Below are 11,257 nucleotides of genomic sequence, written 5' to 3'. Positions count from 1 at the left end.
GATAATATCGCCCCATTACCGCAGGCCACGCCTCCCATCGCCGGGCCTGCGCGGCAAAGGAGACCATGACCATCATACGAAATGCCCTCGTCCCGGAACTAGCCGTCAGCGACTGGCAGAAAAGCCGCGCTTTTTATTGCGACCTGATCGGTTTTCATGTGGTTTATGAGCGCGCCGAAGAGGGCTTTGCCTATCTGGCGCTGGGTGATGCGCAACTGATGATCGACCAGATCGGTGCGACCCGGACCTTCGTGGCGGAAAATGCAGCGCTTGAATTTCCGATGGGCCGCGGCATGAATCTGCAACTTGCCGTTCCTTCCCTGCTGCCCATCCTCGCGCGGCTTGAGCGGGCCTCGATCGATCTTGTCCTGCCGTCAGAAGAAAAATGGTACAGGCGCGGCACAGTCGAGGTCGGCAACCGGCAATTCATCGTCGCCGATCCGGACGGTTACCTGCTCCGCCCGTTCGAAAGCCTCGGCGAACGCCCCTTCCGGTTCGGTTGAGCCGCCATGTTGCCTTTTCTCCCGCATGCTGTCGTTTTCGACATGGACGGATTGCTGATCGAAAGCGAGACGCTTTATCGCGATTCCTTTCTGGCCGCGTCAGATGAGGGCGGCCACGGAATGCGGGTAGAGACCTATCAGAAGGTCTGCGGCAGCCCGTGGGATGTCATTACCGGCACCATTTTCGCCGATTATGGCGCGGATTTTCCGATCGACAGCTTCCGTGACGCCTGGCTCCGGCATCTTGCCGTGATGATGGCGGAAGGCGTGGCGCTGAAACCCGGCGTCGTCGAAATCCTCGATCTTCTCGACAGGCTTGATATACGCCGCGCCATCGCCACTTCCTCGCGGCACGATTCCGTCACGCGTCATCTCGGCCCCTATGACCTGCTCAAACGTTTCGATACCATCGTCGCCCGCGGCGACTATTCGGAGCCGAAGCCGTCGCCCATGCCATATCTTACTGCCGCAAAACGTCTCGGCATCGATCCGGGCCGTTGCCTGGCGCTGGAGGATTCCTGGCACGGCGTGCGCTCCGCCTCATCGGCGGGCATGATGACGATCATGGTGCCGGATGTCGCGCCGCCGACTGAGGAAATGCGGGAAAAATGCATTGCCGTTTCAACCGATCTTCATGCGGTTGCCGGCCTCCTGCAACAGGCGCCGTTATCAGAGGCATGAAGACGCGTCACATGCCTTTAGCCATTGGTCTTTATGGAGCCTCACATATAGGCTGACAGGCCGATCCTGCGCGAATTCATTTGTCGGCACATCCATAAACGGCGCGGCGCTGATATCGCTCGCTCTTTCCGCATTTCAGATTACCCTGCGGCAGGTCATGACGCCGGTGGCCGCCATTCTCGCAGCTCTGCTCTCTATCGTTTCGCTCTCATAATCGCGGCAGCGACAGAGCCGCAGCGGTAGGGCCGCGTCCCTCCCCGCAAACAAACCGACGGTGTAAAACGCCACTTGCGCTCTATCGATGCTTCGATGTCGAGGCGGTTATAATGGGCGAGCAGCAAAACGTGGCCCAAGAGATCGGCGGTTTCGTCGGCAAGATCGAGTTTCATCTCCTCTTCGCTTCTGTCTTTGCTGCGCCCACGCCCCGTCATCCGGTTCCAGGCCTGCGTGACCTCACCAACCTCCTCCTGAAGCTTCAGCATATACCAGTCGGGATCGCGGATGATCCCATTTTCCTCGGCGTATTTCTGTGAGGCAGCTTCAAACTGGCGCATCAAGACAGCAAGCATTTGTTCATCCTTTGTTCGTGAGATACAACTCTGATCACGATTCTCCGGCGGCGTCGTTTCGAAAGCGTATCGTGCGATAATCAGCTGAAATTTCCGCGACAGGTGCCTGCATGCGGGATAAAGAGGTATTCGAAACCCATGCAGTCACCCATGCCTCTCCTCGATTTTTTCTCGGCTCTCATCATCGCGCATAGTCCGACGCTGCTCGCCATGTTTGCGGGCGCCGCCTTTCTCGCCGGACTTGCCCGCGGCTTTTCCGGCTTTGGTGCGGCCCTCATCTTCATTCCGCTGGCAAGCGCCATTGTCGGCCCGCGCATCGCCTCGGTGGTTCTTCTTGTGGTGGACGGCGTTTTGACGCTCGGCATGATACCGCCGGCCTGGCGCATGGCCGACCGGCGTGAAGTCTTCACCATGGCAGCCGGTGCGCTTGTCGGCGTCCCGCTTGGAACGCTGCTGCTTTCCGGCGGGGATCCGCTCACCCTGCGCTGGATCATTTCCATCGTGGTTGTCGTGCTGCTGTTATTTCTCGTTTCCGGCTGGCGTTACAGCGGCCGGCCGAAAACGCCGCTCACCCTGTTCACCGGGCTTGTTGCCGGGCTGTTTTCAGGTGCGGCGCAACTGGGCGGTCCACCCATCGTCGCCTATTGGCTTGGCGGCGCCCTCAAGGGCGCTTTCGTGCGCGCCAATGTCATTCTCTATTTCGCGATTTCGACCGTGATATCCGCCACCAGCTATTTTTTTGGTGGCCTGTTCACCGCTGACGTCTTTGTTTTTTTCCTGCTGGCCCTGCCGTTTTACGGGGCGGGTCTTTATGCCGGTGCGCGGCTGCACGGGCTTGCCGACGAGGCGGCGTTCAGGCGCATCTGCTACGGCCTGATCGCCATTTCCGCCGTCATCGGCCTGCCGCTATTTGATTCGCTGCTGAAATAGGCAGGCAAGGACGGCCTGCCCCCTGCAGCTTTCAAGGATACATGCGGACCTTGGACCACGGTTCATCCGGCGTCTCGCGGCGGAATTCGACACGGTCGTGCAGGCGGAACTTGCGGTCGTGCCAGAACTCGATGCTGACCGGGCGAATGCGGAAACCGGACCAGTAGGAGGGGCGCGGAATATCGCCGATCGCATATTTCGCGGTGTATTCGGCAACCGCCTTTTCCAGCGCAAACCGGCCTTCCAGCGGCCGCGACTGCTTCGACGCCCAGGCGCCGATGCGGCTTCCGCGCGGACGCGAGGCGTAATAGCTATCCGCTTCCGCGTCGGTAACGATCTCCACCTCGCCGCGCAGACGCACCTGCCGGCGCAGGCTTTTCCAGTGGAAACACATGGCCGCTTTTTTCTGGCCCAGGATCTCGCGCCCCTTCTGGCTTTCGAAATTCGTATAGAAAACGAAGCCGCGATCGTCGACGTCCTTCAGCAGCACCATGCGCACATTCGGCAGGCCGTTTTCATCGACGGTTGCGAGTGCTACCGCGTTCGGATCGTTGATTTCGGAGGCCGTCGCGTCCTTCAGCCATTCGGCAAAAAGCGTGAACGGTTCATTTTCTTCAGTGAAGTCACTGGATGTTAACCCCGTTTCCGACATATTGACTAAAATGCTCCCGAGCTGATTTGGACCCCAGAGATGATCTCTGGCGAAAGATGGTGACCGTCATAGCAAAGTCGAACAGTCGAACAAAGGGCCTCCTTTCATCGATAGCGGAAGTTTCCGCCATCGTGTCAATGCTTGTGGTGCTGAGCGGATGCGTCAGCCTTGACCTGTTCGGCGGCGACAAGGTCGATCGCTCGCTTTCCACCGCCTCCGTTCCCAACCAGCCCAATAATAACCCGCAGACCGACGACGCGACCATCCGCAATGCGGTCACATCGGCGGATCTCACCAAACTCGCGGAACAGCCCCTGCCCTGGGCCAATGCCGCAACCGGCAGCGCTGGTGTCGTCACCACCATTCACGAAGACAAGTCCAGCGGTTTCGTCTGCCGCGATTTCAAGACGACACGCCACTCTTTCGAAGGTGTTGCGAGTTATGCCGGACAGGCCTGCCTGTCGGAAACCGGCGAATGGTTACTCACCCGCTTCGAACAGAAATAAACTGTTTACCCTGGCGCGCGGAATTAATCCGGCCGCATGGCAGCGCGCATTCCCCGTAAACAACTGCTTAGCAACTTATTGCCACAGTCGACGTTGTTTGAACCGAGGGCATGCATGCGAATGATCGCAGGCATCCCTTTTCGGAGGGGTTTGTTTCAGGATTGCGCCATGAGCGGCTGCACGTGCCTGAGCCAACGTAACTGGTGTTTCGCATGCGCGATCCGTATTCTATCCTCGGCTTAAAACGTGACGCCCGTCACGAAGACATCAAGGCTGCCTGGCGCACGAAGGCAAAAACCGTCCATCCGGACGCGAATCGCGATGACCCTGACGCGTCGGCGCGATTCGCCGAGGTCGGGCAGGCCTACGATCTTCTGAAAGACCCCAAAAAGCGCGATCTTTACGACCAGGCCCGCAAGGCGGCCGAGAAAAAGCAGCGCGGCGAAACAATCATGCAGCAGCGGGAGGCGGCGCGCGAGGCAGCCGAGCGCGCCAGGGCCGCTGAGAAGCTGATGGAGGAACTGGCCCGTGCGGATGCCCGCAACAGGGCGCAAACCGGCCAGAAAGCCGATGCAAAACCCGAAACGGCCGAAGATATCGTCGAGCGGATTTTCGGCGCCGACGCGCAGAACGACCCCAAGGTGCAGCAGGCAGCCGAAGCGGCGAAAGCCGCAGCCACGGGCGTTAAGGGCGAAGCGCCCGGTGCTGGCGAAACCGCGCAGACGTCTGCAAGCGAAACCGCAGCTGCCTCGCTCGCTGCCAACCTCTTCAGCGCTCTCGTGCGCCGCTTCCGCCCCCCGCAGACACCGCCGGAAAAGGCACCTGACATCACGGCGGAAGCCACCGTTACGGTCACCGAACTTCTGGAGCGCAAATGGATCACCGTATCCCTTGCCGACGAACGCGAGGTTCGCTTCCAGCTTGAACCTGGCATGACGGACGGTCATGTGGTGCGGCTAAAGGGCCAGGGGCTGAAGCTGCCGAACATTGCGCGTGGCGATCTGGCCGTTACGTTGCTGGCGGCGCGCGACGATGCCTTTTCTCTTCGCGGCTTCGATATTCATACGACGCTGCCAATCTCTCTCAGTGACGCGGTTCTGGGTTGCGAGACGAGTATCCGGACGCCGCTTGGCGAGGAAACCGTCACCATTCCTGCCTGGTCCGGCTCCGATCGCGAGCTGCGGCTTGCCGAAAAGGGGCTTGCGGACGGCAAGGGCGGATATGGCGATCTCGTCATCGAATTGCGCATCATCCTGCTCGAAAAGCCGGACGAGAAGGTGACTGACCTCATGCGCCACATGCGCGAAGGCCTTTATTTGTAAAAGTTTTGCGAATAGGCGGGACAACGCACCCTTTGTTACGTTCCCTAACAGTAGATGATCCTCGGCAATCTTGAACAGGATTGCAGCCTATGCCATAGGCAGGATCAATCGAAAGTATCAGGGAGCATACAATGGCTCAGGCATCCGGCCTTATGGCTGGCAAACGCGGCATCATCTTGGGTGTCGCCAATAATCGTTCAATCGCTTGGGGTATTGCCAAGGCTTGCGCGGACGCGGGCGCGGAAATCGCGCTCACCTGGCAGGGCGACGCGCTGAAGAAGCGTGTTGAACCGCTAGCGCAGGAACTGGGCGCCTTCATGGCCGGCCACTGTGACGTGACCGACCTCGAGACGATCGATGCGGTTTTTGCCGGGCTGGAAAAGCATTGGGGCAAGATCGATTTCGTCGTGCACGCCATCGCCTTTTCGGACAAGGACGAGCTGACCGGCCGTTATCTCGACACCAGCCGCGATAACTTCAACCGCACCATGGACATTTCCGTCTTCTCGCTGGCCGCCGTTGCCAAGCGGGCAGAGCCGATCATGAATGATGGCGGTTCGATCATCACGCTCACCTATTACGGTGCCGAGAAGGTCATGCCGAACTACAACGTCATGGGCGTGGCCAAGGCTGCACTCGAGGCCAGCGTTCGTTATCTCGCGGTAGACCTCGGCAGTCGCGGCATCCGCGTCAACGCGGTTTCCGCTGGCCCGATCAAGACGCTTGCGGCTTCCGGTATTGGCGATTTCCGTTACATTCTGAAATGGAACGAATACAACGCGCCGCTGAAGCGCACCGTTTCCATCGAAGAAGTCGGCAAGTCGGCGCTTTACCTGCTGTCCGACCTTTCGACGGCTGTCACCGGCGAAATCCACCACGTGGATTCCGGTTATCACACCATCGGCATGAAGGCCGTTGACGCGCCGGATATTTCGGTGGTCAAGGACTGAGCCGACCGAACTTTGAAACAGGGGTATCGCCTTGCTAGTCTATGTGATCCGGCACGGACAAACGGACTGGAATGCGATACGCCGGCTTCAGGGCCAGAAAGACATTCCGCTCAATGATTTCGGCCGCGCGCAAGCGGTCGGCAACGGCAAGGTTCTGGCGCAAATTCTCGGCGACTCCGCGCGTGATTTCGATTACGTGGCAAGCCCGCTCGGGCGCACGCGCGAGACCATGGAGCTTATGCGCGGGGCGATGGGGCTCGATCCCCACGCATACCGCACCGATGACCGCCTCGTCGAAGTTTCCTTCGGCGACTGGGAAGGCCAGACCCTGCCGGAACTGAAAAAAGAATTTCCCGACCGGGTGAAAGCGCGCAAGGCCAACAAGTGGGACTTCATTCCCCCAGGTCAGCATGCCGAAAGCTATGAAATCCTGTCCTGGCGTATTGGCGCATGGCTTTCCTCAGTCGAGGTGCCGACGGTATGTGTCTGCCACGGCGGGGTGATCCGCTCGATCTTCCGCCTGGTTTCCGGCATGGACAAGGATGAAGCCTCTACGACGCAGATCCCGCAGGACCGGATTTTGAAGGTCGAGATCGACAGGAACAGTGCTGAGTGGATTTCGTGAGGGTACCGATCCTGCTCCGTCATTCCGGCCTCGAGCCGGAACCCGGCCAACCCAAATCTTTAGGCTGAAAAACCAATCCCGCCACGCAGACGCTCGTCGGCTGGATGTCGGATCAAGTCCGGCATAATGGAAATTCTGGAGCTTCCCGACCGGGTTTAGAGAGGTCCGCCTCGACAACAGGCAGAGCCGAAACCGCAGTTTACTGCACGACCTCGAGATCATCGACCACGCGTTTTCCGTCCACTTCCGTGTAGAAAACAACGACCTTCACGCCTGCCTTCAGGCCTTCGAAATTGAACTCTTCCGGCACACGGTAATTCTTGCCGTCGTTCAAGGTAATGGTCAGCGCATTCACGTCGATCTTGCTGATCGTTCCCTCGACATCGACGCTCTGGGCGTAGCTGTTGATAGGCATAAGCAAGTTGGCGGTGGCCAGAAGGGCGGCAATCATCATACGCATCGATCTAGCTTTCGTGAATTTGCGTGAAAACCTTACATGCATGAAGAATTGCCTTTCGAATGTGGCGGAAATTGCCCGCAACCATGACATTTTCGGCCCAATTGATGAACGGATTTTGGATCACGTTCAAGTCGTTAGTGATTTTTACACCGCATTTCCCGGCAATATTGGAAAACCGCGAAACAGCGTGGAAAACACCAGCACCTTTACACTTTTGTCACCTGGAAAACTCTGCGCCGTTTCCGCCGAATCATTCATCCGGCCAGTCGTCAGCCATCGTCACGCCTGTCGTTTTCCGGGCTGCTCGGCGTCGTGAACGCTGCGTCACCTTCTTATCGGACTTGCGATGAAAGAAAGGCTTTTGCCTTGGTCCGATTTTCTACTATGACAAATCCGCTTGTTTTAAACGGCCCCTGTCCGCAGGCGCGCCCTCGTTTTCCGGTCTAGAGAAATATGTCGCATAACAGCTTCGGTCATCTTTTTCGCGTTACCACCTGGGGCGAAAGCCATGGGCCCGCTTTGGGCTGCGTGGTGGACGGCTGCCCGCCCGGTATCCGCTTCACGCTTGCCGAGGTGCAGCACTGGATGGACAAGCGCAAGCCCGGCCAAAGCCGCTTCGTCACCCAGCGCCGTGAAGATGACATCGTCAAAGTCCTGTCCGGCGTGATGCTGGATGAGGACGGCGAGACGATGATAACCACCGGCACGCCGATCTCCATGCTGATCGAAAATACCGACCAGCGTTCCAAGGATTACGGCGAGATTGCCCGCAGCTTCCGCCCCGGCCATGCCGACTTCACCTATGACCTGAAATACGGCATTCGCGATTATCGCGGCGGCGGACGCTCTTCCGCCCGCGAGACGGCGGCGCGTGTTGCCGCAGGCGCAATCGCCCGCAAGGTGGTACCGAGCCTCAACGTGCGCGGTGCGCTGGTGCAGATCGGCAAACACAAGATCAACCGTGACAATTGGGATTGGGACCAGGTCGATCAGAACCCATTCTTCTGCCCCGATCCGGCCATGGTGCCGGTGTGGGAAGAATATCTTGACGGCATCCGCAAGGCGGGATCGTCGATCGGCGCGGTCGTCGAAGTCGTGGCGGAAGGTGTTCCGGCCGGCATCGGCGCGCCGATCTACGCCAAGCTCGATCAGGATATTGCCTCCAGCCTGATGTCGATCAACGCCGTCAAGGGCGTGGAGATTGGCGAGGGATTTGCCTCGGCCGAGCTTTCCGGCGAGGAGAATGCCGACGAGATGCGCATGGGCAATGACGGCAAACCGATTTTCCTGTCGAACCATGCCGGCGGCATTCTGGGCGGCATCGCGACTGGCGAGCCCGTCATCGCCCGCTTCGCCATCAAGCCCACCTCCTCCATTCTGACGGAGCGCCAGTCCATCGACACCGACGGCCGCAATGTGGATGTGCGCACCAAGGGCCGCCACGACCCCTGCGTCGGCATCCGCGCCGTGCCGATCGGCGAGGCGATGGTGGCCTGCACCGTTGCCGACCATTATTTGAGAGATCGTGGCCAGACCGGCCGGTTGAAGTGAGGTAAATCCGAAATGGCCTATGATCAGAAACGTGTCGTCGACGCTATCCGCGCTTTCGAAGCAGGCGAGATCGTTGTCGTGACCGACGACGACGACCGTGAAAACGAAGGCGATCTGATTATTTCGGCGGTTCATTGCACGCCGGAAAAAATGGCGCTGATTGTGCGCCACACATCCGGCATCGTTTGCGCGCCCATGCCGCGTGACGAGGCAAAGAGGCTGAACCTCAACGCCATGGTGGCGGAAAACGACAGCGCCCACACGACCGCCTTCACCGTCAGCGTCGATTTCAAGCATGGCACGACGACCGGTATTTCCGCGGATGACCGCACCCTGACGGTGCGCAATCTCGCCAACCCGAATGTCGGCGCGTCGGATTTCACCCGGCCAGGCCACATTTTCCCGCTGATTTCGCGCGAAGGCGGCGTGCTGATGCGGTCCGGCCATACCGAAGCGGCGGTCGATCTCTGCCGGCTCGCCGGCCTGCCGCCCATCGGCGTCATCAGCGAGCTGGTCAATGACGATGGCACCGTGATGCGTGGGCCGCAGGTTCTGGATTTCGCCGAAAAACACGGCATGAAGCATGTTTCGGTCGCCGATCTGATCGCCTATCGCCAGCGCAAGGAAACGCTGGTGGAGATGGAATCCTCCTTCACCATCCAAACCCCGTTCGGACCGGCCAAGGCGCATACCTATTCCCTGCCATGGGACCGGATGCAGCATATGGCGGTGATTTTCGGCGATATCCGCGATGGCGTCGATATTCCCGTGCGCCTGCACCCTGAAAACGTTGCTGACGACGTGTTCGGCGACCGCCAGCCGGTGCAGCACTATATGCAGAAGATCGCCGAAGAAGGCCGCGGCGTCATCGTCTATCTACGCGAAGGTTCTGTCGGCGTCGGCCAGGTGGACGGACGGCGCAAGGCGCGTGATCCCGACGAAGCGCACGCACAGGCCCGCTCCCGCGAAAATGAATGGCTGGAAATCGGCCTCGGCGCGCAGATTCTCAAAGACCTCGGCATCAGCTCGATCAAGCTGATGACGACCCGCGAGCGCCACTATGTCGGGCTGGAAGGCTTCGGGATCAAGATTTCGGCAACGGATATCGGGTGATTTAGGGACGTCGCGAGGGCGCTTCGATTTGGCGTCCTCTCCGCCCGTCCGGCGTCATCCTCGGTCTTGTGCCGAGGATCTGCAGACGCATCCTATACATTTTCCGTCATGCTCGGGACGGGCCCGAGCATGACGGAAGAGGCAGTCGCCGGCTCAAGGCGCAATTACACATCCCGCCACCCCTCCAGATAATTCACACTCTCCACCCCCGTAAACTTCGCAAGCCGCGACAATTCCGCGTCTAGTTTCTCGAGCCTTCCCGCTGAGGCGCGCACGCCCGGTTCCAGCCACAGGCGGCGCACATCCAGCGTGCTGCGCTTGCGGTCTGCCTTCATGTCGATACGGCCGATCAGCCGGTCGCCTTCCAGAAGCGGGAAGACGTAATAGCCATATTGCCGTTTCGGCTCGGGTACGAAGACCTCGATACGGTAATAGAAGCCAAACAGCCGCTCCGTGCGGTTGCGGTCGCGCAACAGCGGATCGAAGGGACTCAGCACACGGACGCGGGACGACGGTTCCGGCAGGTTGGCGACATCGGCGCTGAAATCCGCAAAGGCATAGGACGGGCGGGCAGCACCGCCATCGCTTGCGAGAAGCGAGACCTCGCACAGTTCGTCACGGTGGCTCTTGACCCAGTCCCTCGCCTCCTGCGGGGTAACGAGATCGAAAAAGGCGGCGATTTCGCCATGGGTGGCAAAACCCAGCCGGGTGAGCGCCTGCCGGCAGGCCCAGTCGACGAATTGCGTATGCTCCACTTCGCTTTCGTGGTGCTCGCCGGGAATGACCCGCTCCGCCAGATCATAGACCTTCTGGAAATTCACGCGGCCGGATATGGCAAGCTTACCGGTGTGCCACAGATATTCGAGTGCGGTCTTGGAAGGATGCCAGTTCCACCAGCCGCCGGACTGATGCCCCTCCTCCTTCAACTCACGCGCCAGAACCGGACCCGTGGCGGCGATGCGCTCCAGCGTCTCGGCGAAAGCCGCATCGAACCCCTCACCATGCCATTTGCGCCAGCGCTCCTGAATGATCGGCTCGCGGCGGCGGAAGCGGTGCTTCCAATAGGGGTAAAATTCGGTCGGCACGATGGAGGCATCATGCGTCCAGTGCTCGAACAGCGCGCGGTCCTTTTCCAGCAGTGCTGTCAGATGTTCGCGCCTGTAGGTCTGGTTTCGGGAGAATATTATCTGGTGATGGGCGCGCTCCACCGTGCCGATACTGTCCACCTGCACGAAACCGATATCGGTAATGAGCTGCAGCAGGCCATCCTTGGAAAGCGCCTTTCCGGGCGGAGAGCAAAGCCCCTGCCGCGCCAGAAAAATCCGCCTTGCCGCTTCGTTTGAAACCTTGATCGTCATAAAGCAGAAGGTATGACGGCTTTTTCAGGATTGCAAT

General features: G+C 59.5%; 13 protein-coding genes and 1 pseudogene. 10 read left to right on the top strand and 4 right to left on the bottom strand.

What is annotated here, in order from left to right:
- Positions 1-65: 65 nt before the first annotated feature.
- Both ACZ5A6_RS02325 and ACZ5A6_RS02320 read left to right on the top strand, forming a co-directional pair.
- The gene (locus ACZ5A6_RS02325) at positions 66-503 is read left to right on the top strand and encodes a bleomycin resistance protein (protein WP_174061571.1); all 438 of its coding nucleotides are present in this window, start codon (positions 66-68) and stop codon (positions 501-503) included.
- Between the two features lie 6 nt (positions 504-509).
- A complete protein-coding gene (locus ACZ5A6_RS02320; RefSeq protein ID WP_003511772.1) occupies positions 510-1,184 on the top strand; it encodes an HAD family hydrolase in 675 nt (224 codons plus the stop codon).
- Positions 1,185-1,453: 269 nt separating this feature from the next.
- Here the strand turns inward: ACZ5A6_RS02320 and ACZ5A6_RS02315 are convergent.
- A pseudogene (locus ACZ5A6_RS02315) lies at positions 1,454-1,753 on the bottom strand (MazG nucleotide pyrophosphohydrolase domain-containing protein); the annotation flags it as partial.
- Positions 1,754-1,903: 150 nt separating this feature from the next.
- Here ACZ5A6_RS02315 and ACZ5A6_RS02310 point away from each other — a divergent pair.
- Entirely contained in the window at positions 1,904-2,683 is a 780-nt protein-coding gene (locus ACZ5A6_RS02310) for a TSUP family transporter (protein WP_162736256.1), read from the top strand.
- A 31-nt stretch (positions 2,684-2,714) separates the two neighbouring features.
- Here the strand turns inward: ACZ5A6_RS02310 and pdxH are convergent, their stop codons facing one another.
- Entirely contained in the window at positions 2,715-3,335 is a 621-nt protein-coding gene (gene pdxH, locus ACZ5A6_RS02305) for a pyridoxamine 5'-phosphate oxidase (protein ID WP_003511768.1), read from the bottom strand.
- A gap of 56 nt (positions 3,336-3,391) precedes the next feature.
- On the opposite strand from pdxH, the gene ACZ5A6_RS02300 reads away from it, so the two are divergent.
- The 4 genes from ACZ5A6_RS02300 to ACZ5A6_RS02285 all read left to right on the top strand — a co-directional run bounded on the left by ACZ5A6_RS02300 (position 3,392) and on the right by ACZ5A6_RS02285 (position 6,738).
- Positions 3,392-3,841, top strand: coding sequence for an RT0821/Lpp0805 family surface protein (locus tag ACZ5A6_RS02300; RefSeq protein ID WP_003511767.1), 450 nt, complete (start codon positions 3,392-3,394; stop codon positions 3,839-3,841).
- Between the two features lie 212 nt (positions 3,842-4,053).
- Complete coding sequence (locus tag ACZ5A6_RS02295) at positions 4,054-5,163, top strand: DnaJ C-terminal domain-containing protein (RefSeq protein WP_174061572.1); 1,110 nt, start codon at positions 4,054-4,056, stop codon at positions 5,161-5,163.
- A gap of 131 nt (positions 5,164-5,294) precedes the next feature.
- A complete protein-coding gene (gene fabI / locus ACZ5A6_RS02290; RefSeq protein WP_003511762.1) occupies positions 5,295-6,113 on the top strand; it encodes an enoyl-ACP reductase FabI in 819 nt (272 codons plus the stop codon).
- Between the two features lie 31 nt (positions 6,114-6,144).
- Positions 6,145-6,738, top strand: coding sequence for a histidine phosphatase family protein (locus tag ACZ5A6_RS02285; RefSeq protein ID WP_003511761.1), 594 nt, complete (start codon positions 6,145-6,147; stop codon positions 6,736-6,738).
- 199 nt (positions 6,739-6,937) lie between these two features.
- Here ACZ5A6_RS02285 and ACZ5A6_RS02280 read toward each other — a convergent pair whose 3' ends face one another.
- On the bottom strand, positions 6,938-7,198 hold the full coding sequence (locus ACZ5A6_RS02280) for a DUF1344 domain-containing protein (protein ID WP_003511760.1): 261 nt from the start codon (positions 7,196-7,198) through the stop codon (positions 6,938-6,940).
- Positions 7,199-7,238: 40 nt separating this feature from the next.
- Here ACZ5A6_RS02280 and ACZ5A6_RS02275 point away from each other — a divergent pair, with 40 nt between their 5' ends.
- From ACZ5A6_RS02275 to ribB, 3 genes are all read left to right on the top strand, one after another.
- Positions 7,239-7,514 carry a hypothetical protein gene (locus tag ACZ5A6_RS02275; protein ID WP_162540190.1) on the top strand — a complete coding sequence of 92 codons (276 nt, stop codon included), beginning with the start codon at positions 7,239-7,241 and terminating at the stop codon, positions 7,512-7,514.
- 137 nt (positions 7,515-7,651) lie between these two features.
- Positions 7,652-8,749: a chorismate synthase gene (aroC, locus tag ACZ5A6_RS02270; protein ID WP_003511758.1), complete on the top strand. Its 1,098-nt coding sequence runs from the start codon at positions 7,652-7,654 to the stop codon at positions 8,747-8,749.
- A gap of 12 nt (positions 8,750-8,761) precedes the next feature.
- Positions 8,762-9,862 carry a 3,4-dihydroxy-2-butanone-4-phosphate synthase gene (ribB, locus tag ACZ5A6_RS02265; protein ID WP_003511757.1) on the top strand — a complete coding sequence of 367 codons (1,101 nt, stop codon included), beginning with the start codon at positions 8,762-8,764 and terminating at the stop codon, positions 9,860-9,862.
- 164 nt (positions 9,863-10,026) lie between these two features.
- On the opposite strand, the gene ACZ5A6_RS02260 is transcribed toward ribB, so the two are convergent.
- Positions 10,027-11,220: a winged helix-turn-helix domain-containing protein gene (locus ACZ5A6_RS02260; RefSeq protein ID WP_035197937.1), complete on the bottom strand. Its 1,194-nt coding sequence runs from the start codon at positions 11,218-11,220 to the stop codon at positions 10,027-10,029.
- Positions 11,221-11,257 lie beyond the last annotated feature (37 nt).

The sequence above is a fragment of the Agrobacterium sp. 6Ca8 genome (assembly GCF_055382765.1).
Note: the sequence above shows the minus strand (reverse complement) of the source record. Positions and strands in the feature narration are given on the sequence as shown.